Here is a 26109-nt window from a genome sequence, read left to right as displayed (position 1 = left end):
ACGAATAGTTTCCGTTACCTAAGAACTTCCGATAAGTTAGACTAGTTTCTTTTTAGCGATTTTGTCCATATGTTCTAGCATTAAGCCTGTCCCTTTTGCAACGCAGCTCATTGGTTCTTCAGCAACTAATACAGGAACCATCAATTCTTCAGCAAACAATTGATCGATTCCATGAAGAAGCGCGCCTCCACCTGTCATGATCACGCCGCGATCGATGATATCTGCCGAAAGTTCAGGAGGAGTACGTTCAAGAACGCTTTTCGCTGCCATCACCATATGAGAGATCGGTTCTTGTAACGCCTGCTGAATTTCATCAGATTTCACTGTGATGGTTCTAGGAAGTCCAGTAACCATGTCACGTCCGCGTATGTCGAGCTCTTCTTTCCGACCACCTGGAAATACCGTTGCAACATTGATCTTGATCTGTTCTGCCGTTCGTTCACCGATCAATAGCTTGTACTCTTTCTTGATATAGTCTAAGATCTCGTAATCGAACTTGTCCCCTGCCATCTTAATGGAAGAGGCGGTGACGATATCGCCCATCGATAGTACTGCGATATCAGTCGTCCCACCGCCTATATCCACTACCATATTTCCGCTCGGTTGGAAGATATCCATTCCAGCACCAATTGCGGCAACCTTTGGCTCTTCTTCTAGGAAAATTTGTTTCCCACCGCTTTTTTCAGCAGCTTCTTTGATCGCTTTTTTCTCAACCGATGTGATGTTCGTCGGTGTACAAATTAAAATACGCGGCTTCGATAAAAAGCTTTTCACATTGATCTTGTTCAAGAAATGTCTAAGCATCACTTCTGTAATATCGAAGTCAGCGATGACCCCATCCTTCAATGGACGGGTAGGAACGATGTTTCCAGGCGTCCGGCCTACCATCTGCCTTGCTTCTTCACCTACGGCAAGTGCTTTACCCGTTGTGGTGTCGATCGCTACAACAGAAGGCTCATCAAGGACAATCCCTTTTCCCTTTAAATAAATCAGTACGTTCGCAGTACCTAAGTCAATCCCTATATCACGTGATAACATGATCTATCCTCCCTGTGTTCAATCACTCATCTATAGTTCCATTCCTAGTATGTATAGAGTTCATATCCATTAGTATATTGTATCACAAAAGTGAACATGGAAGAAAAAGATTTAGAAAAAATTGTCGTTTTTCACCTATTTTACAGCTTCTTCCTTCTCAGTATCCTTTCTATATTTTATTCTAGTCGCTTCCCCGCCTCGAAGGTGTCGTATCGATTTATGATACTCAAGAATTTCTTTCACCTCGTTGGCCAGGTCAGGATTGATTTCTGGGAGTCTTTCAGTAAGGTCTTTATGGACGGTGCTTTTTGACACTCCAAATTCTTTGGCGATCACCCTCACCGTTTTCTTCGTCTCCACGATGTAATTTCCAATCTTGATGGTTCGCTCTTTGATGTAATCGTGCACACCACTCGCCTCCCTAAATTGGATGTGAGAGATGCGAAATGAGACTGATAAAGTGATCATGCTACGAAGCTCAAGTCATCAAGTCGATCTACATGATGTCAGGAGAATTGTGTACAAGAATACTTCGAAGCCTTACCACAACTTCTCACCTCTGCCCCTCATTTACTAAGTTTTGTAACATTTTATTAGGGGTTGGATAGTTATATACCAAAAAGTCAAGAGGGACAAGTGATTTTATTAAATTTTCTTTAAAATAATAGCCATTATCTGTGAGTAGTGGTTGATATACGCTGCAGGTGCTCGCTTTAGCTGGGCGGGCGTTGAGCCACCTGCGAAGACCTATGCGCCTCTAGGGTATCACCTGTCCCGCTAGTCCCGCAGAAGGCGAGCACCTTACGCTCTAATCAACTTTGAAGTATCGTATTAACAAGTTTTCTTCAATCTTCTAAGCACATCTATAGAAAAGATAATAAAAATAAAAAGCCCCGGATACCATTGTATCCGAGGCTAGCACGTTAAATGACTTCATCATCTTTCCATACTTCCCCATCTTTGTACTTCAATTGTTCAGGGTATCTTAGGTCCAACACCTCTTCTTGCGTTTTCTGTGATGGTGGGGCTGTGCTTAGTGAAACAATGATATTCGTTAAGAAAGCAGCTATCGCGCCGAACACGCCTGCTCCTGTGTCAATGATTCCAAATACTGTAACTCCACCAAACTTCGCTAGGAAGATATACGTTAAGGTTACGAGAAGGCCCACAATCATTCCAGAAATAACTCCATATGCATTTGCACGTTTCCACCATACTCCTAATATGAGCGCAGGGAAGAATGTACCAGAAGCGAGCGCAAACGCCCAGGCAACGATTTGAGTGATTACCCCAGGTGGATTCAACGCCACAAGGCCTGCTACGATCGTTGCGATCAGAATCGACCAGCGTGCGACGGCCATACGCTTCTTCTCAGAGGCATTCGGATTAATAATACGGAAATAGATATCATGTGAAAAGGATGAAGAAATGGCCATCAGAAGTCCGCCTGCGGTTGAAAGAGCTGCAGCCATCGCCCCAGCAGCTACAAGGCCGATCACAAAGATTCCTAAATTTGCGATTTCCGGAGTAGCCATAACAACAATGTCATTACTGATGGCAATTTCTTGCCACTGAAGAATGCCATCAGAGTTTCCGTCTGCCATACTGAGTAAGCCTGTGTTGATCCATTTCTCAGTCCAGCCAGGTAAGTTATCGATCGGACTACCCGCTACTTGTTTCATCAAGATGAAGCGAGAAAAAGCAGCGTACGCTGGTGCTGAGAGATAGAGTAATCCGATGAACAACAGTGCCCATGCACCACTCCATCGAGCAGCTTTCATCGTCGATACAGTATAAAAACGGACGATGACGTGCGGTAATCCTGCTGTTCCGGCCATCAAACTAAACATCAGTGCGAGGAACTGCCACTTTGAACCGGTATCGAATGGCGTAAAATATTCCGAAATTCCGAGCTCCCGATCGAGTTCTCCTAATTCAGATACGATGTTTCCATAACTTAACCATGGTAGTGGATTGTTCGTGATTTGAAGAGACATGAAGATGATCGGAACAAGATAGGCAATGATCAAGATGATGTACTGAGCTACCTGAGTCCAGGTAATCCCTTTCATCCCGCCCATCGTTGCGTAGATTGCAATGATTACGACCCCGATCATAACGCCAATCTTCGCATCTACTTCAAAAAGTCTTCCGATAACAACGCCTGAACCTGCGAGCTGACCGATCGAGTATGTAAAACTGATGATAATTGTTGCGATCGCCGCAATAACGAGTGCTGTTTTACTTTGAAACCGATCTCCGATGAACTCTGGAACTGTGTATCGCCCAGATTTACGGAGTTGAGGTGCTAATAGAAATGTTAGAAGCAAATAGCCGCCTGTCCAGCCCATGATGTAAGCAAGTCCATCATAGCCGAGTACCATAACGGTTCCTGCTAAACCGATGAATGAAGCTGCACTCATCCAGTCAGCGCCGATCGCCATCCCATTATAGACCGATGGAACCCCACGACCCGCTACGAAAAATTCTGACGTTTGCTTAGCTCTATTGTAAACGGCTATTCCAATATACAATCCAAACGAGGCAATAATAAGTAGTAATGATACTAGAAACTGAGAATCCATTCATATCCTCCCTCTTATTGACTAAGTGTTTGTCCCTTTACATTCTTACTCTTTTTCTCTACTAGATTGTATTTCTCATCGATACGGTCGCATATGTAAGCGTTAACAAATAATAGAATGATAAACACGACGATCGAACCTTGAGCACCCATGAAATAATGCAGTGGAAAGCCGTTGAACGTATACTGCGCAAGCGTTTCAGCAATCAAGACCATGCCGAACGAGACGGTCAACCAAATGATTAATAGAACAGTGGTCAGACGAAATCTAGCTTTTATATAAGCATCTGCAGTCTTTTTATCAATCTTCTTCACTCTACTTCCACCTCCAATTATTTTAAGTTAAAAATAAGTTCCACAGTTTCTCCAAAACCTAGAGGAACTCTGGCAATCTCAACAATGAGATAAACACCCAATAGGCCGATGGGCATTAGTAAAAATAGAGGCTTTCTTTTCTGAACAGTAACGACGATACTGATCAATACCGCGACGATAAAAACGTATAAAATGGCAGTCTCTCCTTTCGTCTAAATTATCTGAATATTTAAATCATATTTTTCATTATCAAGTTATTACTCCTATAAGTCAAGATTAATTTTCCACAAATCTTCCAATCGTTCATGAATATCCTACATAAAATCACCTCCTATTTCCCGGGAAAGGTCGATTAATGTTGAAAATATTCATTGATAACAGAGAAAAAGCCCCCGATCGCTCGGAGGCCTGTTTCTTATTGAGAGTCTTTTGACCCTTTTTCATTGTTGGTGTTTGAGTCTTTCGAACCTTTTTCATCTGCATCTTCTGTGTCTTTTGAACCTTTTTCTTCAGCCGCGTCTTTTTCAGCTTTCTCTTCAGCGTCTTTCTCAGAGTCTACTCCCTGATTTCCTTCTGAAGCAGAAGGATTTGTTACAGGGTTACCAGCTTTCTCTTCACTATCCTGTACTTCTACAGCAGAGGATGGTTGGTTGAATACATCAAGCGGGTTAACTGGTGTACCGTCTTTACGTACTTCAAAATGTACATGTACGCCAGCATCAGTGTCGAATGTGTTCGTTCCAGCTGTACCTAACTCATCACCTTGCTTCACTTTGTCGCCTTCAGCAACTTCAAGCTTATCAAGAGACTCATAAACAGTTACAACGCCATCTGCATGTTCGATGTGTACAACGTTACCAAGCAACTGATCTTTTTCTGCTTTCACAACTTTACCACTCATTGCAGCAACGACTTCAAAACTTGCTCCATCTTCTTTCGCATAGTCGATTCCTGAATTCTGGTAGTAGGTATTATTATAGAATACGAGAGCAGCTTTTTGTTCGTCAGTGCTAGCTTCAGCGTCGTAATATTGCTTTTGAACAAATACGCCACTATCTTCAGAAGCAGGTACTTTAAAGACTTCAGAATCTCCTAGAACCGGGACAGACTTTTCATCAGCATCATAGGCACTTCTGTCAGAATCAATACCACTCAAGTCACGGGGCTCTTCTGCATTTTCTTGACCGCCTTGCATCCAAAGCACTGCTGTTAGTACTAGTGCTGCGAATCCAAGGTATACTGCTGGATAAATCCAACGCTTTCTAGCTAGCTTTTGCCATTTAGAAGCGCTTTTTTCAATAGGATGAGATTTTTTGTTTTCATCTCCCATTTATCATCACCTCAGCAACCATTGTTGTCAGGTTACAAGGTTTCTATACACATTCCTGAAAAAATATCTATTTATTTTTCGACAAGTCCGTTATTTTTATGCATTTTCTTTTCATTTTCTCAAAATACGCCGTCTTAACAAGCAAAAAACCGCATTGCTGCGGCTGTTAACGGTGTGCTGTTAAGTTATCAACATAGCGGCCCATCTCACTGATCGCCACACCTTTATAGTAGTGTTTCACGATTTCATCGTAGTCTCTTCCTTCTTCAGCCATTCCGTTCGCACCATATTGACTCATTCCAACGCCGTGTCCATAGCCTTTCGTCGTGACAGAAATTCGATCTCCATTCCGCTCCCAGGTGAAGTCAGAAGACCTTAAACCAAGAAGGTCTCGAATTTCTCTTCCAGTAAAGGATTTACCAGCTACTTCAACTTCCCCAACCCGCTTCCCAGTCGTGAGGTTCTTTATCGTTCCGACCGATCCATCCGATGGAAGCGTAACACCAAGCTTTTGTTCGAACTCACTTTTCGAAAACGATATTTCGTCGGAGTACTTAGGCGACTGCTTATCCCACGGACTTTCTACGCTTCTAAGATATGGAGCAGCATTTTCCCAGTAGTCTTCCGAGTTCTCCGTGTATCCGTTGCTCGTTGAGAAAAATGAAGCGTAGATCGGACTGCCTTCATACGTTAAAATCTGACCGACTGTTTCTTCAACAGCCTTTTCGATCTTAGCATACTTACTCTCAAACTCTTTTCCCCATGCTTTCTTCAACTCATCGTTACTTTTATATACCTGGTGTTGGATCGTGTCAGTGACGATTGCGTTCCCAGGAAGTTCTTCTGTGGGATTTGCAAGCCTCGTAACGACGAACGTTCTTGCTGTTAACGCCTGCGCCTTCAGAGCTTCTAGATTAAACTCTGCTGGCATCTCAGCTGCTACTACTCCTGTTACATATTCTTCAATTGGAACGTTCACCGTCTTCTCAAGCTGTGCTCGATAGACCGGTACATCGACATTCACGGCTTTTGCAGTTGGCATATTGTTACTTTCTCTTTTCGAGTCAGTAGTCACTGGTGATCCCCCAGATGATCCATATGGTAGCACTAACATAGATGGCAAAAGAATTATAATGCCAGCAAATAAGATAAGGATAAGAAGGATCTTTTTCATTCGCATGCCCCCGTCATCTAAATTGTATCTCCACTAACACCTTATGGAAGTGGACAACCATTTAGAACAGAAACGAAACGAGGTATCGGTGCAATGCTGAGGGACGTGAGGAAGGGTTTGTTAACGGTTTTACTCAATATTTTTCTTTTGTTGAAGCTTTTATCATAAAGCTCCTAATGTTTAACTTTTAATGAATATTTTATAGGGGAAGAGCTTCCGTTCATAACAAAAAAACCGTAGCTCATCGCTACGGTTTTCACTTAGGCTAATTTTGGTTTAACGTCTGTTTCTTCAGCTACAGTTTCTGCTGTTTGCTCTGTTTCTTCAAGCTTGACGCGTTCAACGTCAGCTCCAAGAGCAGCAAGCTTCTCAGCAAAGTTCACATAACCACGATCTAAGTGCTTAAGCTCATCTACACGAGTGTAGCCGTCAGCAACTAGACCAGCAAGGATTAATGCAGCTCCAGCGCGAAGATCAGTAGCTGATACTTCAGCACCTTGTAGCTCAGAAGGACCTTCAATGATTGCGGCACGACCCTCGATCTTGATGTTTCCATTCATGCGACGGAATTCTTCAACATGCATGAATCGATTTTCAAATACTGTCTCAGTGATCACACTTGTACCCTTTGCTTGAAGCAACAGTGCCATCATCTGTGACTGCATATCTGTAGGGAAACCTGGGTGTGGCATCGTCTTAAGATCTACTGGTTTGAGTGTTTCAGGACCGATTACTCGTAGACCGTTACCTTCTTCTGTAATCTCAACTCCCATTTCCTCCATCTTGGCAATAAGAGGGCGTAGGTGTTCAGAAACAGCGTTCTCGACAAGAACGTTTCCGCCTGTAATAGCAGATGCTACCATAAAAGTACCTGCTTCGATGCGGTCAGGAATAACAGTGTGTTCAGCACCGTATAGCTTCTCGACACCTTCGATTCGAATTGTACCTGTACCTGCTCCGCGTACTTTCGCACCCATCGCATTCAGGTAATTCGCTAGACAGACGATTTCCGGCTCTTGCGCAACGTTCTCAAGAATCGTTGTACCTTCCGCAAGAACTGCTGCCATCATGATGTTTTCAGTCGCTCCAACACTTGGGAAATCAAGGTAAATCTTCGCTCCTTGAAGTCTTCCTTTAATTGAAGCTTCAATAAATCCATTACCGATTTGAACCTCTGCACCCATTGCTTCAAAGCCTTTAAGGTGCTGATCGATCGGCCTTGATCCAATTGCACAGCCACCAGGAAGTGCGATGCGGGCATGACCCACGCGGGCCAATAATGGTCCCATAACTAGAAACGAAGCTCTCATTTTACGTACTGCTTCGAAAGGTGCTTCTGTTTTTAGTGGTTTTGTTGCATCCACATGAATTGTATTTCCATTTATCTCTGACTCTACGTTCAAATAACTTAATACTTCGCTAATCGTGTGTACATCTGAAAGGGCCGGCACATCTTTTAACGTGCTCGTGCCTTCATGTGCTAATACAGATGCTGTGATGACGGGCAAGACTGCATTTTTAGCTCCCTCGACTCTTACAGAGCCAGTCAGTCTCCTGCCACCTCGGACGATGATTTTTTCCAACGTATTCCCCTCCGCGTCCAATTTGTATATTAATATTCAGTCGTAATTATCGGTGTGCCAATTGTGACGGTAGTTGCGCCGCCCATTCCTGTATCTCGTAATGCTATCTGTAAGTTCATTCTCTGGTTGTTCGTTGTAATTGTTTCTTTCCACTTCTTATGGTATGCGGAAAGTGATACAAACGTCTCTTCATTGACTTCTTCAACTTTCGAGGCTCCAAAATCGCTCAAAAGCTTGTCCGCCTCTTTGTACAAAACAATGTTCATTTTATCATCTTTCACCCCTTTAAAACAAGTGAAGACAGGGGCATCTTCATGGAAAAATTGTGACTTTTGTGACGTAAAGTGTTCGTAAGCTGTTCGCCATTCCTCCTGGTGGAATCCGGAGACTTCCATATTATAGATAAGATAAGAGCTATTACGATCATTCTCCGGATAAGTAATAAGGGTTACAGTGTCTTTGATGCCTAATTTCGAATCCAGTTTTGTGCCAATGAACTTCACAATGCCGTCACCGTCCACCTTTTCGATCCAGTTATACTCTGGCGAATCAGCTTGAAGCTCCGACGTAGTTAGTCTCTTCCCTGAGGAAATACTTTTAAAACCCATTTTTCCTTTTGTATGAAGTGACCAACTTTTTATTGTGACATCATTGTCTATTAAAATGTTCGCAATCTCGGCTGTCTTTGCTTCCGTATCATCTTCAAACGTTACTGATGTACCATGTGAAAAGCTTCCAAGAAGCATGATTGACAGTAATCCGATCATAAGCTTCATCTTAACCCTCTCCCCGTTCAGGTCTCTTACTTTCATTGTGACCATTGAGGGCTAGGGCATACATGGAATTTGTAGTCATTAACCGACAAATTCCAAATGTGACTTTTAAGTTAGAATAAGTATTTTAGGCGGATAGACCAGTTGTAGTAATCGAGAAAGAAGCTACTAGTGAGGGAACCGATGCTGATGGTCAGGAGTATCATGAGGACTTTGGCCTGTGGACTATTCGGCTTCTTAACAAACACATCGAAGCGAACAGTTTGTAGCGCCCACCAGGTTATCAATAAAAACACCAGGTGAATAAAAATCGAAAAAATCGACTGCTGCGCAAGTGCTTCCGTCATCTCTCTACCCCCTCTCATTTGCACACTTGTATCAATTTCTATTTGCTAATTATAAAAGATATCGTACGTAATGAATATCGGACTTTAACCCCATAAATATAAGTTCTAACTTACATTTTACCATCAATTTCGACAATATTTTTATTTTTTCCTAAATCTTAATAAAAAAACCGCAATCCCAATGAGACTGCGGTCCTTACTGATTAAACACTTCCATGAATTGAAAGTACTCTTGTATGAACGTTAATGCCGTTGACGGAAAAATTCCAATAACAAGTGTAGCTGTAGCTGTGATCGTCAATACAGCTGTCACCCCTGCTGAAATCGTTATCGGCTTCTTATCTGACGGTCTGAAGTACATTTGTACGAACAAGCCGAAATAGTATACGTACGATAGAACGGTTCCTAGAAGCATCGCTACCGTTAGAAAATAACGCTTTGGCTCTGTTCCCAGCGCACTCATGAATATTTCAAATTTCCCAATGAATCCAGCCGTAAACGGTATTCCAGCAAGAGACAATAGAAAAATCGTCATCGTGATCGCAATGAACGGTGAGCGTCTAAACATTCCTGCAAACGAAGCAATTGTCACGTCTTCTCTTTCCTTCGTTACAGCATGAATTACAGCAAACGCCCCAAGGTTCATCAGGAGATACGCCAATAAGTAGAACCATACGACTTCAAACACCATCTCCGATAATGCCGCAAAAGGAATAAGGATGTAACCTGCATGAGCGATACTCGAGTAAGCGAAGAGGCGTTTCGCATTCAACTGCCTAAGCGCAATAATATTACCGATGATGATGGTTAAGATCGCTATGATCGCTATGTAAGGGCGAACAGATACGAGTAGCGATTCAAAACTCATTCCCTCAGGCGTAATTACTTTTCCTGTCCCAGGTGCAAAGACAAACGGTACCATGAGGAGACGAAGGATAATGGCGAATCCAGCTGTTTTTGAAACGACGCTTAAAAAAGCGGTGACTGGAGTTTCAGCTCCCTGATAGACGTCAGGTGCCCACATATGAAACGGAGCTGCTGCTATCTTGAATAGTAGTCCGATAAAAATCATTAGAAATGCAAACACGATGAGAAACCGATTATCTGCCACGATGTCGCTTGCCATAGCAGACTGAATCGCATACAGATTCGTTTCACCTGAAAGTCCATATACATAGCTCATCCCGAACAGTGTGATCGCGGTGGCGATCCCTCCGTTGACGAGGTATTTAAAGGCAGCTTCGTTCGCAAAATGATTCGTTTTACGAATTCCAACAAGGATATATGAAGATAAGCTCAATAGCTCAAGACCAACGAATAATGTGATAAGGTCAGCGCTAGACGCCATCATCATCCCACCGAGAAGAGCCGTTAAGATGAGATAGTAGTATTCCCCTTTTACATCCTCTAGATCACCCTTAGACGGAAGTCCGAGCAATAGGACAAAACCTGTACCGATCAACATGAGCAGTTTGAACGCTTTCGCAAACGAATCAAGCCTGAACGTTTCACCTAAAATTGAAACGACCCCGTCGTCTAACTGCAGAAAAAGAAAGATCGTAGCTAAACCAACACCCGCTAGTGCAAACCATACGAGCATGGTACGACTTTTTTTCGTCGTAAAAAGATCGATCAAGGAGACTGTTACGGCAGTAATGATTATAATAAATTCAGGCATCATACTTCCCCAGTTGTATTGCATCAAAGTCGACATATTCATTACGCTAACCCCCTATCCCAATCGTTCTCAGCGTGTTAGACAAGATTGCTGGATAAACGCCGATCCAGATGATCAGGATCAGTAATACTGCTGATGAAACGACTTCAGTTGCGGATAGATCCCTTTTCCGATCAAAGGATGGTCGCCGTTCACCGAAGGTCACCGCTAGTACGGCTCGCAAGATATAGACAGCAGTTAGAATGATCCCTAAGACACCAATCGCACCGATCACAGGCATCGATTCAAATAATCCTAGAAACGCTAGAAATTCACTAATAAAGCCGCTCATGCCCGGTAACCCTAGAGATGCAAGTCCTGCCGCTAAAAAGAAACCAGCAAATAACGGGGTCTGACTAGCAATGCCTCCAAGTTCACTGATTCTCGTCGTCCCAAATCGGTCGAGGAGGACTCCGATCAGAAGAAAGAGGAGTGCTGCAATGAGACCATGTGAGATGGTTTGAAAAATTGCCCCCTGAACACCAGCTGAATTAAACGAAGCTAATCCAAGTAACACGATGCCCATATGGGATATAGACGAATAGGCAAGCAGCGCTCGAAGTTCAGTTTGAACGAACGCGATGAATGCGCCATACAACAAGTTGATTAATCCAAGAATGGCAAGGACAAGTGCGATGTCTTGCAGCTGTTGTGGAAAAAAGCCTCCTCCGAAACGAATCAATCCATATGCACCTATTTTTAATAACACTCCTGCATGAATCATCACAAGAGCGATCGGCGCTTCAACGTGTACGCGTACCATCCATGAATGAAGGGGTACGATTGGAAGTTTGGTCCCGAAAGCGAGGAGTAGTAGAACCAACAACCACATTCTCATGTCATATGAGAGAAACTCAAATGAATCCGTTTCCTTCAGCATCGAAGTAATTTCCGTGATATTCGTCGTATGCAGTTCGACAAAAAGAGTGATGATAACAATGAGAAGCAGCACCGATCCAATCCCGTTGTAGATTAAGAATGAAAAAGCAGCCCTTTCTTTATGAAAACCACCCCATCTCCCGAGAAGTAAGAACGTTGAGACGAGCGTTACTTCAAAAAACAAGAAAAAGAGGAACAGGTTCTCGCTTGAGAAAACCCCAAGCATGCCGAGTTCAAGTGCCAGAAATAATATGAAGAACCCTTTTGTTCCACTCGTTATTCGATGGACGGCAAAGGAAGCAAGAAACGTAATGAGAGAGGTTAGAAACAAGAACAAAACCGATAGACCCGTGACGCCAAGCTCATATGAGATGATATAAGGCTCGTTCGGACTGATCGACGTCATCATTTCAAACCACGTAACCGTCTCTTGGAACTGAATCCCTTCAACGCCTCGTTCAAACAATGAGTACACGACGATGGCGAGAAGAAGCGGTAATGCCGTAGCGAGTGTACCGATCCGTTTTACCAAATGACTTTCAGGAGATAGAATCGCAAGTAGAATGATTCCTAATAGCGGCGAGAACACAAGAATTGAAAGTAAACCGGTCATTGGAAATACCCCCCTAACGCCGCGATGACTAGAAGGACGAGGACGAGTCCTGAAAACGCAACGGCACCGTAAGTCTGTACCTGGCCAGACTGAACTTTCACACCCGTTTTACCAAGTTGTGAGACGAGTCCCTTTACTGCAGCGGCCCCTCCTTCAACGATGAAACGATCAAAATAGCTCCAGAAGTAGCTAAGCGCGTAGAGCCCTTTTACAAATACATTGCGGTAAAGTTCATCAACATAATACTTTCGATACAGTAGGCGATGTGCTTCTTGCATCGATCCGTATAGCCAATTTCTTGGGATACTTTGTTTTGCATACATGAACCATGCGAGAGCAATTCCTCCAATCGACAACGCGCTAGCCAGAACCATTATCCAATATGGCGCATCGATGGAACTGAACAGCACTGGATAAGGAGTAGTTTCAAGCCAATCACCGAGAAACGCTCCGAACCAGTGTGTATGAATAAACCCTGAGAAAACGGCGAGCACGGCCAGAATCATCATGGGAATAAGCATCGTACGCGGAGATTCTTTGATTTCTTCATTACGCTCACGCTCTCCGCTAAAGACCAGAAAGTAAAGGCGGAACATGTAAAAAGCCGTGAGAAACGCTGTAAGAAGAGCTAACCCAAAGAGAACATAGCTTTCGTTCGAGAACGCAGAAGCCAATATTTCATCCTTACTAAAGAAGCCCGAGAACAGCGGAAAACCAGATATCGCTAAACTCCCTATTAGAAACAGGAGTGCCGTTCCTTTCAACTTTTTACCGAGTCCACCTAACTTGTGGATGTTTTGTTCATGCGCTGCATGGATCACACTTCCTGCAGCAAGGAACAGAAGTGCTTTAAAGAAAGCGTGTGTCGTGAGGTGAAAGACTGCTGCGGTATACCCAGCCGTACCTAAGGCAAGCATCATGTACCCAAGCTGACTGATTGTGGAGTATGCCAATATCCGTTTGATATCGTTTTGAACAAGGGCAATCGTCGCTGCAAAGACGGCCGTAACACCACCAGTGATCGCTACAGTCATCATTGCAACATCAGATGCTGTGAAAAGTGGAAACATCACTGCTACAAGATAAACACCAGCCGCTACCATCGTAGCTGCATGAATGAGCGCGGATACTGGTGTAGGACCTTCCATCGCATCAGGAAGCCACGTATGAAGTGGAAATTGTCCCGATTTCCCGACTGCTCCTACGAAAATGAGGATTGCCGTTAACGTAATCATTGCTGGCGTTAGTTCACCCGCTTCTGCAGCGCTAAAGATTCCGTCTAGTTCAAGCGTTCCCGTCTGCCAGTACAGCAAGAATATTGCAACAAGTAATCCTACATCTCCGATCCTCGTTACGATGAACGCCTTCTTTGCTGCTGCCTTTGCTTCAGGTTTATAAAAGTAGAAACCTACTAATAGGAACGAACACACTCCAACAAGCTCCCAGAAGAAATAGATTTGAAGAAGGTTCGGTGACAACACAAGAGCCGTCATCGAAAATGTAAAAAGCCCTAGATAACCGAAGAACGTTGCGATCCGTTCGTCATTTGCCATGTACCCCATCGAATACATATGTACAAGAAAGCTAACGAGGGTAACGATGACGAGCATAAGTGCGTTCAATGGATTCACTTCTAACCCGAACGTTAGAGTGAGTGCGTCGATCGATAGCCAATTTCCTTCTACTAGGAAATTACCGTTTTCGAGATGACTGAAAAGAACGATGAGTGCTCCAACAAAAGCAGCGCCGGAAAACAGGGTACCTACGATGCCAGCTTTTTTATAAATGACCGGCCTGGTAAACAAAATGATTAGAAAGGATAGAAGTGGTAGAACCGGAATCAGCCAGACATAATCCATTTATAACCCCCCTTTGCTACTTTTTTAATGTGTTCATTTCATCGACATTAACCGTTGCTCGATTGCGATATAGAGCAATCAGAATAGCAAGCCCGACCGCAGCTTCTGCCGCTGCTACCGTGATCGTGAACAAGGAGAAGACTTGCCCACGAATCGAAGCACCTACGCCGTATTTAGCAAAAGCAACAAGGTTTACGTTCACAGCATTCAGCATGAGCTCGATCGATATCAGAACGATTACAGCATTTCGTTTCGTTAGTGCACCATAAAGTCCCATACAGAAAAGTAATAACGCCGTGACAAGGTAAGCAGAAAGCGGTATCGAACTCATGACTGCTCACCTTCTTTCTTGGTTTCCTCTTTCTTAGCGAGGATTACCGCTCCAACGAGAGCGACCAGTAGAACGACCGATACGAGCTCAAACGGGATGACATATTCTGTGAAAAGCATGATCCCGATTTGCTCCGTATTGTTTTCATGTAGGGTAGTGGCCTGACCGCCTAGTGATAGATCTTTAACAGCAAAAAACATGATTAAAAAGAAAGCGGTTATTCCAGATAGAACGATTCCTTTCTTAACGAAGCCTGTCTTTTTCTCTTCTCCGGTATGCTTCGTGAGCATAATTCCGAAAAGCATGATGATCGTGATGGCACCGGAGTAGATTAAAATCTGAACAACAGCTACAAACTCCGCTGCGAGCATAACGTAAAGTCCAGCTATACCTAGAAACGTTAGAACGAGCGCCATCACCATGTGAACGACTTTTGAGAGATTTAGCATGAGCAAGGCACCGGTGATCGTGACTAGAAAAAGGATGACGAAGACGATTAGCTCTCCATTCATACCTTGTTTTCCTTTCTAAGATTCGTATCATTTTCGTCCAGCCACTCTAGGTTCTTGAACAGATCGTCTCTACTATAAGAAGCGAGTTCAAAGTTATTCGTCATAATAATCGCCTCCGTTGGACAAACCTCTGTGCAGAGATCACATAGAATGCAGATTTCAAAATTAATGTCGTACGTATCGATGATCTTCCCTTTTTTTGAAGGGTCAGGATGCTTCTTTCCCGTTAAGGTGATGCAATCTGTCGGACAAATCGCTGCACATTGATTACAAACGATGCATTTCTCAGGGTAGAATTTCTGAATGCCTCTAAATCGATCGGGCATTTCGAGCGGTTTCTCTGGATAGCCATACGTAACTTTTTCCTTCGTTAGGTTCTTAAGGGTGTAAGCTAACCCTTTCGCTAGTCCTCGCATGCTCTGCTTCCTCCCTTTTTAAACCGAATCTGATTTAAAACGACCGGAATAGTTCGATTAAAATCGTCGTAATAAAGATATTTGCTAGTGCGAGTGGAAGGAGTACCTTCCATCCAAATGACATTAATTGATCTGCTCGAAGACGTGGGAATGTCGCCCTGATCCAGATCATGACGAATACGATAGAGATGAATTTAAGTGCGAACCAGATAAATCCTGGTACAAAATCTAAAAACGGAATCGCTTGCCATCCCCCTAAAAAAAGAATGGTAGTTAACGATGCCATGGCAAAAAGATAGACGTACTCAGCGAGCATGAAGAACGCCCACCTGAACCCCGAATATTCAACGTGATAGCCTGCTACGAGCTCTGACTCGGCCTCCGGTAGATCGAATGGCGTTCGATTAAGCTCTGCTACAGATGCGATCAGAAAGATGAAAAATGCGAGCGGCTGCTTGAAGATGAATGCGACGTTTTCCTGCGCCATAATAATCTCGTTCAGATTAAGAGTGCCCGTTAATAGAATGATTCCGATGACACTCATGACGAGTGGGATTTCATAAGAGATCATTTGAGCCGCTGATCGCATGCTCCCTAACAACGCATATTTATTGTTCGATGCCCACCCTCCAGCAAGAATGCCGATCGTTGTTATTCCTGATATCGCAATGTAAAAAAGCAATCCTACTCCGATATCTGCAAACGATATCCGTTCGGTGAACGGTAGTACGGCAATTATGATGAAGGCAGGAGCAAACGCAATGACAGGTGCGATGATAAAAAGCGGACGATCGGCGTCTCTAGGAATGGTATCTTCTTTCAATAATAGTTTCAGAACATCTGCAACCGTCTGAAGAAGACCAAACCTGCCGCCGACTCTGTTCGGACCGTGTCTGAGCTGCATGAAGCCGAGCACTTTCCGCTCCGCTAAGATGGCATACGTTACAAATCCAAGAACGACCATCAGCATTGCTGCACCAGCAAGGAAAAACCCTCCCGTTTGCCAGTATCCTGGTGTGGAAGTGAGCCATTCACCCATCAACCATCCACCTCCCCGAGAACGATATCGATCCCTCCTAAAATTGCGATCAAGTTGGATATATTTTCTCCTTCAAGTAATTCAGGGAGAATCTGAAGGTTATAAAAGGATGGCCTTCGAAACTTGAGGCGATACGGCTCTTTTTTCCCTTTGGAAGCTATGTAACAGCCGATCTCACCACGTGGAGATTCGATCCTTACATACGTTTCACCAGCAGGTGGTTTAATAATTCTCGGCACTTTCGCCATGATGGCTCCTTCCTCAGGAATTTGATCAGCAGCCTGCTCAACGATTTTCAACGCTTCTTCAATTTCCCCCATCCGGCAGTAGTAACGTGAAAGGGCATCTCCTTCATGAAAGACTGGCACATCAAAGTTGAATCTTTCATAGATGGAGTAAGGTTCATTTTTTCTAAGATCCCATTCTACCCCTGTACAGCGCAAGTTCGCTCCGCTAAGAGAGTAAGAGAGTGCCGTTTCTCTCGAATAGGTTCCGACTCCTTTTAACCTAGCCATGAAGATCTCATTTCCTGTAACGAGATTGTGGTAGCCTGCTAGCTGCTCTCTCATATATGGCACAAATTCACGCACCTTATTAAGCCAGCCTTCTGGTGCATCCCACTTCACACCGCCCACCCTCATATAGTTGAACGTGAGACGTCCTCCAGATATCTCATTCAATAGATTAATAATGACTTCACGCTCTCGAAACGCGTAAAGAAAGGGGCTCATGGCTCCAATATCTAAGAGATACGTACCGAACCAGACAAGGTGACTCGCTATTCTTCCAAGTTCCATGACGATCACTCTCAAATATTCGGCTCGTTCTGGAAGTTCCATCGCCATCATCGTTTCTACAGCATGACAAAGGATATAATTATTCGTCATCGCAGCGAGATAATCCATTCGATCTGTATATGGAATAATCTGCGTATACTGTAGGTTTTCAGCAATCTTCTCAGTTCCTCTGTGGAGGTAACCGATGACAGGTGTTGCCTCTTTGATCACTTCACCATCAATCTTGAGGACGATGCGAAACACGCCATGTGTACTGGGGTGCTGCGGCCCTACATTCAAAAGCATTTCCTCAGTACGAATCATCGTTACACCTCCACATCGTATGGCTCGTAGTCTTTTCTAAGAGGATGCCCTACCCAATCATCAGGCATCATGATTCTCGACAGATTTGGATGACCTTCGAACACGATCCCAAGGAGGTCGTATGCCTCACGCTCTGGCCAATTCGCTCCTGACCAAAGTGGTGTGATCGACTGAATCACAGGGTTCTCACGATCGATTTTTACTTTAAGTGCAACACTCTGTTTATTTATATAAGAATAGAAATGATTGTAGATTTCCATATGTGTTTCAAAGTCTGTGCCGTGCGTTTCGGATAGGTAGTCAAAAGCGAGAAGTTCGTTAAATTTCAGGAACTCTGCCAATCGATAATACGACTCTTTCTTTGCTACGAGCGTCGGCACATCTTTCGCAAGGCGGTTAATGTAAGCATCCTCGACTAAATCATCACCTAAGTTTTCTTTTATTATTTCGAGGTAGCGATCTAAAAGAGGTTGACTTGGAGAGGGCTTGACCTCTTCTGGCTCTTCTTCCTTTGCCTTTCCTTTCGCTTTCGCCGCTGCGGCGGCTTTTGCTTTTGCCTTGGCTGCTGCAACTGCTTTTGCTTTCTCATCGTCACTAGATCCAGACTTTTTCTTCAGAGCAGCTGCCTTCGCTTTTGCCGCTGCAACTGCCTTTTTCTTTGCGAGATCTGGATCTTCTTCTGTTCCTGACGCTTCCTGCTCTTTTTTCTTCCTTAAAGCAGCTGCCTTTGCCTTCGCTGCTGCAACTGCCTTTTTCTTTGCAAGGTCTGGGTCTTCTTCCGTTTCTGACGCTTCACCCTCCTGCTCTTTTTTCTTCCTTAAAGCAGCTGCCTTTGCTTTTGCTGCTGCGACTGCCTTTTTCTTTGCGAGATCGGGGTCTTCTTCCGTCTCTGACGCTTCACCCTCCTGCTCTTTTTTCTTCCTTAAAGCAGCTGCCTTTGCTTTTGCCGCTGCGACTGCCTTTTTCTTCGCAAGATCGGGGTCTTCTTCCGTTTCTGATGCTTCCTGCTCTTTTTTCTTTCTTAACGCTGCCGCCTTTGCTTTCGCTGCTGCAGCGGCTTTCTTTTTCGCTAGCTCAGAATCTTCTTCCTGTGATGCTTCTACTCTATCCCCTGAATCCTCTGCTTTCTTTTCCTCTCGAGCTTTCCGTAATTCAGCTGCTTTTCGTTTCGCTTCTTCTACAGCTTTTCGCTTCTGTTCAGCAAGGTCTTCACGTGAATCATCCGTCATTTATTCGTCACCCGCTTTCCGGTCTTTGCTTCGTAACGAATCTTTTCCTGTAATTTATTTATTCCATAGATGAGTGCTGCAGGGTTCGGTGGACATCCCGGTATGTACACATCGACCGGTACGATTTGATCGACTCCTTTCACAACGGCATATGAGTTGATATACGGTCCTCCTGCAGTTGCACATGAGCCCATCGCGATTACCCATTTAGGTTCTGGCATTTGATCATAGAGACGCTTCAATACAGGTGCCATTTTCTTTGTCACCGTACCTGATACGATCATCACATCTGATTGTCTTGGAGACGTTCGAAAAAACGTCCCAAATCGATCTAAGTCATAATGCGAAGCTCCGGACCCCATCATCTCGATCGCGCAGCACGCAAGGCCGAACGTAAGCGGCCAAAGCGAATTACTACGTGCCCAGGATTTTACTTGTTCTAGTGTTGCGAGAAAGACATTCTGCTTCATTTCCTCGAATTCTTCGGGCGTGATATCTTCTATTCTTATATCCATTTCAACACCTTCTTTTTCCAAGCATAAATTAACCCGATTAGAAGCATGACGATGAAAATCATCATCTCAATAAACGCAAAGAAACCGAGTTTCTGATAAGCGACTGCCCATGGGTATAAGAAAACGGTTTCTACATCGAATATGACAAATAGAAGCCCGAATAAATAATATCGGACATTATACTGTATCCAGCTTTGATGGAACGGCTCGATGCCGCTTTCGTAAGTTGTTTGTTTTTCTGCGGTAGGCTTATGGGGGCGGAGGATTTTCCCGGCTGTGAGTGCGACAATAGGTAGTAATAAGCCAAGAAGAAGGAACATCAGCACCAGGAGGTAACTATTTTGGTACACGTTAAGCGATTCACCCAAACAGGATCTCTCCTCTCATCATGCGGTTTACTACTCTCGTATACTAATTCAACATTTTTACCATTATTCTTGCTTTTCTGGAAAAGTTTTTTTAAAATTTCGAACAGAGGTGATCAGTATTTCGTATAAAGAAATGAGAAAAGTAACAGAAAAACTTTGGGCAAGAAATAAATATAGTGTGATGGCGAAAGGATATGAGCACTACAAACGAATCGGTGCTGCTTTTAAAGAGGCGCATTCGATCGATGATTTGTTTAATGTATATACGATGATTGGGGAAGCTGAACAGTTGCCTCATACTAAAAAAGGTATGCGGACGACCCTCGAGCATATGTGGGGTTATTTTAAAAAACGTGCAGATGAGGAAGAAAAGCAAGCGTTCTTCAGGACAATGAATACCGTTTTAGAGAGTGAACAAAACCTTTCGAAAGAAAATATTGCTCAGCTAAAAACTCTAGTTGAAAATTTATTGAAAAAATACCCTTCAGACTATTTATCTCAAAGTCATTTCATAAAAGTAGATTCTGGGTGGAGCGTTGTGTTTCATGAAGATAATATTGAGGGTATAACAAAAGAAGATTATAAAAAAGCATCAGAGAATAAACTCTGATGCTTTTAGCGTATCTGTATTATTTCTTTGCAAGATCTAGACGGTTTACTGCACGCTTAAGTGCTAGCTCAGCACGTCTAAAGTCAACATTATCCTGCTTTGCCTGGTTCAGGCGCTGCTCTGCTCTTTCCTTTGCTGCACGAGCGCGTTCAACGTCGATTTCAGAAGGGTTTTCAGCAGATTCTGCAAGGATTGTTACTTGCTTAGGTCTTACTTCAACAAACCCACCGCTAACGGCCAGTACATGAGTATCAGCTCCATTTTTGAAGCGAACTGCATTGATGGTAAGAGGGGCAACAAGCGGAATGTGACCAGGTAAAATGCCGAGCTCTCCGCTCTGCGCTTTTACACTGACTAATTCAGCTTCCCCTTGGTATACCGGGCCGTCAGGGGTGACTACACTGACTTCCAATGTATTCATCGTACCCCTCCCTGGGTGTGGTAATGATTGAAAAGCGTAAGCGCCTAGAGCTAGACATCGGTAGCGTTGCTAGAGAAGTCTCTTTGCGCCGTTGCTCCATGTCTAGCTGCGGCTCCTAGGTCCTTCGTCACTTCACCTTTCCACTGAAACGCACAAATCGCGTTCCTGTGGAAAGCCTCCAGTGCCGGCGGACCTGACCAGTCGCCTCCGCTTTTCTTTATGCCATTTGTTCTGCTTTTTCTACTACTTCTTCGATGCGGCCTACTAGACGGAATGCATCCTCAGGGATGTCGTCGTGTTTGCCGTCAAGGATTTCTTTGAATCCTTTGATCGTTTCTTTAACTGGTACGTAAGATCCTGGCTGACCAGTGAACTGTTCAGCAACGTGGAAGTTCTGAGAAAGGAAGAACTGAATGCGACGAGCACGTGCAACAGTTAGCTTATCTTCGTCAGAAAGCTCATCCATACCAAGGATTGCGATGATATCTTGAAGCTCTTTATAACGCTGTAGCGTTTGCTGAACTTCACGAGCAACAGTATAGTGTTCTTCACCAACAACTTCTGGAGAAAGTGCACGAGAAGTTGATGCAAGTGGATCCACCGCTGGGTAGATACCTTGCTCAGATAGCTTACGCTCAAGGTTCGTCGTAGCATCAAGGTGAGCGAACGTTGTCGCTGGAGCCGGGTCAGTATAGTCATCGGCTGGTACGTAAATTGCCTGAATGGAAGTTACGGAACCTTTGTTAGTCGATGTGATACGTTCCTGAAGTTGGCCCATCTCAGTTGCAAGTGTCGGCTGGTAACCTACTGCTGATGGCATACGGCCAAGCAATGCGGATACCTCAGAACCTGCCTGAGTAAAGCGGTAAATGTTATCGATGAAGAGTAGAACGTCTTGTCCTTGCTCATCACGGAAGTATTCTGCCATTGTCAGACCAAAAAGGCAACACGCAATACGTGCACCTGGTGGTTCGTTCATCTGACCGAATACCATTGCAGTTTTCTTAATAACTCCGGAATCTGTCATCTCGTAGTAAAGGTCGTTACCTTCACGAGTACGCTCACCAACACCTGCGAATACGGAGATACCGCCGTGTTCCTGTGCGATGTTGTTGATCAGTTCCTGGATAAGTACTGTTTTACCTACACCTGCACCACCAAACAGACCGATCTTACCACCTTTTACGTATGGAGCAAGAAGGTCTACTACTTTGATTCCTGTTTCAAGGATCTCAGTAGATGTTGCAAGGTTTTCAAATGTAGGAGCTTGACGGTGAATAGGGTCACGACGAACGTCAGCACTTAGTGCTTCGTCAAGGTCAATGTTTTCTCCTAGTACGTTAAATACACGTCCTAGTGTAATATCTCCAACTGGAACGGAGATCGGTGCACCTGTATCAATCGTTTCAACTCCACGTACAAGACCATCTGTTGAACCCATCGCTACGGTACGAACAGAGTCATCGCCAAGGTGAAGCGCGACTTCAAGCGTAAGATCCATGCTCTTCTCGTCACCGGATTCCGCTTTATAGTTAACTGTAAGGGCGTTGTAGATTTCTGGAAGCTTTCCGCTATCGAACTTTACGTCTACAACCGGACCCATAACCTGGGTAATGTATCCCTTGTTCATCCTGTTCCCTCCTAACTTGCTTTAAGTGCTTTTGAAATAAAGCATTTATCTCAGATAAGTGTCTAGCTACAGTGGCCAGTCCCTCGATCGCTTCACCTTTTAACCTGAACACAAAAATCGTGTTCATTTTAAAAGCTTCCAGCGCTTTTCGGGCCTTAACGGCCACTTTCGCTTTTCGTTATTATTCTAATGCCGCCGCCCCACTAACAATCTCAGTTAATTCCTGAGTGATCGCTGCCTGACGCGCACGGTTGTATGAAAGTGTAAGGCTGCCGATGAGGTCGTCTGCATTGTCAGTCGCACTTCTCATCGCTGTCATACGGGAAGCGTGCTCTGCTGCTTTTGCATCGAGAAGCGCACCGTAGATCAAGCTTTCAGCATATTGAGGAAGCAGGACTTCAAGAATTTCTTCTTCAGAAGGCTCGTACTCATAGCTAGCGAGTGACTTACTTTCACCTGTCTCAATATCCGTTAACGGAAGAAGCTTCTTCTCCGTTAAATCTTGCTGAATGGCACTTACATAGTGGTTATAGTACATATAAAGCTCATCGAAGGCACCATCTTCAAACATCTTAACCGTTCTAGATGCAATGTCTTTAATGTCTGCAAAGGAAGGCTGGTCAGCAAGACCAACGATGCTTTCCACTACAGGCATATCGCGTTTTTTAAAGAAGGATAGTCCTACTTTACCAACTACGATGATGGCATACTCGTCTTTTGAGCTATGACGTTCATTGATCGTTCGATATACATGGCGTAGAACCGAGCTGTTGTATGCGCCAGCTAGACCACGGTCAGATGTGATAACAACATAACCTGTCTTCTTGACGTCACGACTTTCAAGCATCGGATGACTAGCGCCGCTTGATCCAGTAGCGATACTAGCTACAACATCTTGAATCTTTTCCATGTAAGGAACGAATGACTTTGCATTCATTTCTGCACGGTTAAGCTTCGCTGCTGAAACCATCTGCATCGCTTTTGTAATCTGCTTTGTCTTCTTAGTCGATGTAATTCTCGACTTAATATCGCGTAAAGATGCCACTCATTTTCACCACCTTTTAAGCTGGCCGCGGCGTTTCCGCCGCATCCCTCTTATTCAGAAACTGCGAAGCTCTTTTTGAATTCTTCGATTGCTGCGTTGAATTCTTTTTCGTCTGGAAGAGCTTTTGTTTCGCGAATTGTATTGAAAAGATCTTTCTTATTGTGTTCGATCCAAGTCATCATTTCTGATTCAAAACGCTGAATGTCTTCAACAGGAATATCATCAAGGAATCCGCGAGTCAATGCGTAAAGGATCGCAACCTGCTTCTCTACTGCTAGCGGCTTGTTAAGTCCCTGCTTCAGTACTTCAACTGTACGTGCACCACGGTTTAGCTTAGCCTGAGTCGCTTTATCAAGGTCAGAACCAAACTGAGCAAATGCTTCTAGTTCACGATAAGATGCAAGGTCAAGACGGAGTGTACCCGCAACCTTCTTCATCGCTTTAATCTGAGCGGATCCACCTACACGGGATACGGAAAGACCTGCGTTAACCGCCGGACGTACACCCGAGAAGAAGAGGTCAGATTGAAGGAAGATCTGTCCATCCGTGATGGAAATAACGTTTGTTGGGATATAAGCTGATACGTCACCAGCTTGCGTTTCAATAAATGGAAGGGCTGTTAGTGAGCCGCCTCCTTTTGCATCACTAAGCTTCGCTGCACGCTCAAGTAAGCGGGAGTGAAGATAGAATACATCCCCTGGATATGCTTCACGACCTGGAGGACGACGTAGCAATAGGGAAAGTTCACGGTATGCAGAAGCCTGCTTTGTTAAGTCATCGTATACAACAAGAACGTGCTTGCCGTTATACATGAAGTCTTCACCCATCGTTACACCAGCATATGGTGCTAGGAAAAGAAGTGGAGCCGGCTGAGATGCAGATGCAGTTACAACGATTGTGTAATCAAGTGCACCCTGCTTACGAAGTGTTTCAACAACACCACGAACCGTAGATTCTTTTTGCCCGATCGCAACATAGATACAGATCATGTCTTCTTCTTTTTGGTTAAGAATTGTATCGATCGCAATTGATGTCTTACCAGTCTGACGGTCACCGATGATCAACTCACGCTGTCCACGTCCGATTGGAATAAGAGAGTCAATTGCTTTGATTCCTGTTTGAAGAGGCTCGTGTACGGATTTACGATCCATAACACCTGGAGCCGGACTTTCGATTGGGCGTGTTTTTGAAGTACCAAGTGGACCCTGTCCATCAACAGGCTGTCCAAGAGGGTTAACAACACGGCCAAGAAGCTCTTCACCAACTGGAACCTCCATAATACGGCCAGTACGACGAACTTCGTCACCTTCACGAATATCCGTGTAAGGTCCAAGAATAATGATACCTACGTTATTTTCTTCCAGGTTCTGAGCCATACCCATTACACCATTTGAAAATTCAACAAGTTCTCCTGCCATCACGTTATCAAGACCGTGGGCACGAGCGATACCGTCACCGATTTGGATTACGGTACCTACATCATCAACTTTAATATCAGCTTGATAATCTGAGATCTGTTGCTTTATCAGAGTACTGATTTCTTCAGCATTGATGCTCATGCATATTCACCCCTATCTTCTAGCCTTTCGCTGAAACTAATTGACGTTCCATGCGTTTAAGTTTACCGCTGATACTTCCATCAAAAATGCGATTTCCGACACGTACTTTGATACCACCGATCAAAGTTGGGTCGATCACGTTTTCGATTTGAAGTGTTTTCTTGCCTACTCGTTCTGCAAAAACTGCAGAGATCTTGTTCTGCTCTTCCTCTGAAAGAGGCATTACAGAATACACTTTAGCTGCAGCTGTTTGCTGCTGCTCATTTGCGAACATATGATAGTGGTTGATGAGATCGAAAACGATCGCGATACGATCTCGTTCAACCAATGTGAGAAGCGTATTTAAAACTGGCGCTGAAAGTGACTTTCCAAAGCTGTTTTGGATGACTTCTTTCTTTTGCGCATTTGTAAACTTAGGATGTGCGAACACTTCCATCAAGTCGTCAGTTTCATTGAATACATCGTTAACGACTGCAAGCTCTTGCTTCACTTGCTCAACGGTTCCTTGCTCATGAGCAATTTCAAAAAGAGCGTTAGCATAACGTTTTGCGATTACTTCAAGGTCCCTGCTCATTTCTGACCGCCTGCCTGATAAAGGTAGTCATCGATCAGCTTCTGCTGTGAACGCTCGTCCAGTTCCTTCTCAACAACTTTGGAAGCGATCATTACAGATAGAGATGCAACCTGCTCGCGCAGTGATGCTACAGCAGTTTCACGTTCACGAGCGATGTCAGCTGTTGCTGCTTCTTTCAAGCGTTCAGCCTCAAGACGTGCTGCTTCAATCATTTCCTGACCTTTTTGGTCAGCCATTTTCTTTTGGTTCTCAAGCATAGTTTGCGCTTCTTGACGAACACGCTTCATTTCTTCGCGCTGTTCATTTAAGTAAGCTTCAGCTTCTTTACGGTTCTTTTCAGCAGATTCGATTTCACTAGCGATATGCTGCTCTCGTTCTTTCATGATACCCATCAACGGGCCCCAAGCGAACTTTTTCAATAGAGCAAGAAGCACGATAAATGCGAAAAGCTGATAAAGGATATCACCAGCGTGAATCCCTGTGCCAGCTCCAAGAATTAGACTGTTGAACAACGTGTTCACTCCCTTCAGAGATCATACAAAACGAAT

27 protein-coding genes are annotated in these 26109 nt (G+C 44.1%); 1 reads left to right on the top strand and 26 read right to left on the bottom strand.

Features of this window, described 5'->3' with window-relative positions:
* Nucleotides 1–36: 36 nt before the first annotated feature.
* From mreB to ACXAEY_RS01725, 20 genes are all read right to left on the bottom strand, one after another.
* Complete coding sequence (mreB, locus tag ACXAEY_RS01820; RefSeq protein WP_270180354.1) at nucleotides 37–1038, bottom strand: rod shape-determining protein; 1002 nt, start codon at nucleotides 1036–1038, stop codon at nucleotides 37–39.
* Nucleotides 1039–1173: 135 nt separating this feature from the next.
* Nucleotides 1174–1446 carry a sporulation transcriptional regulator SpoIIID gene (gene spoIIID, locus ACXAEY_RS01815; protein ID WP_224880233.1) on the bottom strand — a complete coding sequence of 91 codons (273 nt, stop codon included), beginning with the start codon at nucleotides 1444–1446 and terminating at the stop codon, nucleotides 1174–1176.
* A 515-nt stretch (nucleotides 1447–1961) separates the two neighbouring features.
* The gene (locus ACXAEY_RS01810) at nucleotides 1962–3623 is read right to left on the bottom strand and encodes a sodium:solute symporter family protein (protein ID WP_474810051.1); all 1662 of its coding nucleotides are present in this window, start codon (nucleotides 3621–3623) and stop codon (nucleotides 1962–1964) included.
* Nucleotides 3624–3637: 14 nt separating this feature from the next.
* On the bottom strand, nucleotides 3638–3937 hold the full coding sequence (locus ACXAEY_RS01805; RefSeq protein ID WP_474810050.1) for a DUF4212 domain-containing protein: 300 nt from the start codon (nucleotides 3935–3937) through the stop codon (nucleotides 3638–3640).
* A 415-nt stretch (nucleotides 3938–4352) separates the two neighbouring features.
* The gene (locus ACXAEY_RS01800; RefSeq protein ID WP_474810048.1) at nucleotides 4353–5267 is read right to left on the bottom strand and encodes a peptidoglycan DD-metalloendopeptidase family protein; all 915 of its coding nucleotides are present in this window, start codon (nucleotides 5265–5267) and stop codon (nucleotides 4353–4355) included.
* Nucleotides 5268–5433: 166 nt separating this feature from the next.
* A complete protein-coding gene (spoIID, locus tag ACXAEY_RS01795) occupies nucleotides 5434–6441 on the bottom strand; it encodes a stage II sporulation protein D (protein WP_474810046.1) in 1008 nt (335 codons plus the stop codon).
* Nucleotides 6442–6701: 260 nt separating this feature from the next.
* On the bottom strand, nucleotides 6702–8024 hold the full coding sequence (gene murA / locus ACXAEY_RS01790; protein ID WP_270180359.1) for a UDP-N-acetylglucosamine 1-carboxyvinyltransferase: 1323 nt from the start codon (nucleotides 8022–8024) through the stop codon (nucleotides 6702–6704).
* Between the two features lie 29 nt (nucleotides 8025–8053).
* Entirely contained in the window at nucleotides 8054–8800 is a 747-nt protein-coding gene (locus ACXAEY_RS01785) for a YwmB family TATA-box binding protein (RefSeq protein WP_474810044.1), read from the bottom strand.
* Between the two features lie 110 nt (nucleotides 8801–8910).
* Nucleotides 8911–9144, bottom strand: coding sequence for a DUF1146 family protein (locus ACXAEY_RS01780; protein WP_270180361.1), 234 nt, complete (start codon nucleotides 9142–9144; stop codon nucleotides 8911–8913).
* 196 nt (nucleotides 9145–9340) lie between these two features.
* Nucleotides 9341–10864, bottom strand: coding sequence for an NADH-quinone oxidoreductase subunit NuoN (nuoN, locus tag ACXAEY_RS01775; protein ID WP_474810041.1), 1524 nt, complete (start codon nucleotides 10862–10864; stop codon nucleotides 9341–9343).
* A gap of 4 nt (nucleotides 10865–10868) precedes the next feature.
* Nucleotides 10869–12353, bottom strand: coding sequence for a complex I subunit 4 family protein (locus ACXAEY_RS01770; RefSeq protein WP_474810039.1), 1485 nt, complete (start codon nucleotides 12351–12353; stop codon nucleotides 10869–10871).
* Nucleotides 12350–14212 (bottom strand): NADH-quinone oxidoreductase subunit L, encoded by a 1863-nt coding sequence (gene nuoL, locus ACXAEY_RS01765; protein ID WP_474810037.1) that lies wholly within the window; start codon nucleotides 14210–14212, stop codon nucleotides 12350–12352. The genes ACXAEY_RS01770 and nuoL overlap by 4 nt, the downstream gene beginning before the upstream one ends.
* 16 nt (nucleotides 14213–14228) lie before the next feature.
* Nucleotides 14229–14543 (bottom strand): NADH-quinone oxidoreductase subunit NuoK, encoded by a 315-nt coding sequence (nuoK, locus tag ACXAEY_RS01760; protein ID WP_270180365.1) that lies wholly within the window; start codon nucleotides 14541–14543, stop codon nucleotides 14229–14231.
* On the bottom strand, nucleotides 14540–15055 hold the full coding sequence (locus ACXAEY_RS01755) for an NADH-quinone oxidoreductase subunit J (protein ID WP_474810035.1): 516 nt from the start codon (nucleotides 15053–15055) through the stop codon (nucleotides 14540–14542). Before ACXAEY_RS01755 ends, nuoK begins: the two co-directional genes overlap by 4 nt.
* On the bottom strand, nucleotides 15052–15471 hold the full coding sequence (gene nuoI, locus ACXAEY_RS01750) for an NADH-quinone oxidoreductase subunit NuoI (RefSeq protein WP_270180367.1): 420 nt from the start codon (nucleotides 15469–15471) through the stop codon (nucleotides 15052–15054). Before nuoI ends, ACXAEY_RS01755 begins: the two co-directional genes overlap by 4 nt.
* A 34-nt stretch (nucleotides 15472–15505) precedes the next feature.
* Nucleotides 15506–16513 carry an NADH-quinone oxidoreductase subunit NuoH gene (gene nuoH, locus ACXAEY_RS01745; protein ID WP_474810032.1) on the bottom strand — a complete coding sequence of 336 codons (1008 nt, stop codon included), beginning with the start codon at nucleotides 16511–16513 and terminating at the stop codon, nucleotides 15506–15508.
* A complete protein-coding gene (locus ACXAEY_RS01740; protein WP_474810030.1) occupies nucleotides 16510–17610 on the bottom strand; it encodes an NADH-quinone oxidoreductase subunit D in 1101 nt (366 codons plus the stop codon). The genes nuoH and ACXAEY_RS01740 overlap by 4 nt, the downstream gene beginning before the upstream one ends.
* Before the next feature lie 2 nt (nucleotides 17611–17612).
* Nucleotides 17613–18839 (bottom strand): NADH-quinone oxidoreductase subunit C, encoded by a 1227-nt coding sequence (locus ACXAEY_RS01735; protein ID WP_474810028.1) that lies wholly within the window; start codon nucleotides 18837–18839, stop codon nucleotides 17613–17615.
* On the bottom strand, nucleotides 18836–19354 hold the full coding sequence (locus tag ACXAEY_RS01730; RefSeq protein WP_270180371.1) for a NuoB/complex I 20 kDa subunit family protein: 519 nt from the start codon (nucleotides 19352–19354) through the stop codon (nucleotides 18836–18838). The genes ACXAEY_RS01735 and ACXAEY_RS01730 overlap by 4 nt, the downstream gene beginning before the upstream one ends.
* Entirely contained in the window at nucleotides 19345–19674 is a 330-nt protein-coding gene (locus ACXAEY_RS01725; protein ID WP_270180637.1) for an NADH-quinone oxidoreductase subunit A, read from the bottom strand. Before ACXAEY_RS01725 ends, ACXAEY_RS01730 begins: the two co-directional genes overlap by 10 nt.
* 181 nt (nucleotides 19675–19855) lie before the next feature.
* On the opposite strand from ACXAEY_RS01725, the gene ACXAEY_RS01720 reads away from it, so the two are divergent.
* Nucleotides 19856–20332: a YbgA family protein gene (locus ACXAEY_RS01720; protein ID WP_474810026.1), complete on the top strand. Its 477-nt coding sequence runs from the start codon at nucleotides 19856–19858 to the stop codon at nucleotides 20330–20332.
* A 19-nt stretch (nucleotides 20333–20351) separates the two neighbouring features.
* Here the strand turns inward: ACXAEY_RS01720 and ACXAEY_RS01715 are convergent, their stop codons facing one another.
* From ACXAEY_RS01715 to atpF, 6 genes are all read right to left on the bottom strand, one after another.
* Nucleotides 20352–20753, bottom strand: coding sequence for a F0F1 ATP synthase subunit epsilon (locus tag ACXAEY_RS01715; protein ID WP_270180373.1), 402 nt, complete (start codon nucleotides 20751–20753; stop codon nucleotides 20352–20354).
* Nucleotides 20754–20970: 217 nt separating this feature from the next.
* Nucleotides 20971–22383, bottom strand: coding sequence for a F0F1 ATP synthase subunit beta (gene atpD / locus ACXAEY_RS01710; RefSeq protein ID WP_474810024.1), 1413 nt, complete (start codon nucleotides 22381–22383; stop codon nucleotides 20971–20973).
* Nucleotides 22384–22564: 181 nt separating this feature from the next.
* On the bottom strand, nucleotides 22565–23428 hold the full coding sequence (locus tag ACXAEY_RS01705) for a F0F1 ATP synthase subunit gamma (RefSeq protein ID WP_270180375.1): 864 nt from the start codon (nucleotides 23426–23428) through the stop codon (nucleotides 22565–22567).
* A gap of 50 nt (nucleotides 23429–23478) precedes the next feature.
* On the bottom strand, nucleotides 23479–24987 hold the full coding sequence (gene atpA / locus ACXAEY_RS01700) for a F0F1 ATP synthase subunit alpha (RefSeq protein ID WP_270180376.1): 1509 nt from the start codon (nucleotides 24985–24987) through the stop codon (nucleotides 23479–23481).
* Between the two features lie 19 nt (nucleotides 24988–25006).
* Nucleotides 25007–25561: a F0F1 ATP synthase subunit delta gene (locus ACXAEY_RS01695; protein ID WP_270180377.1), complete on the bottom strand. Its 555-nt coding sequence runs from the start codon at nucleotides 25559–25561 to the stop codon at nucleotides 25007–25009.
* Complete coding sequence (gene atpF / locus ACXAEY_RS01690; RefSeq protein WP_474810021.1) at nucleotides 25558–26073, bottom strand: F0F1 ATP synthase subunit B; 516 nt, start codon at nucleotides 26071–26073, stop codon at nucleotides 25558–25560. The genes ACXAEY_RS01695 and atpF overlap by 4 nt, the downstream gene beginning before the upstream one ends.
* Between the last annotated feature and the right edge of the window lie 36 nt (nucleotides 26074–26109).

The organism is Anaerobacillus sp. ABA4_114 (assembly GCF_056159065.1).
This window is presented reverse-complemented; position numbering and strand designations above follow the sequence as displayed.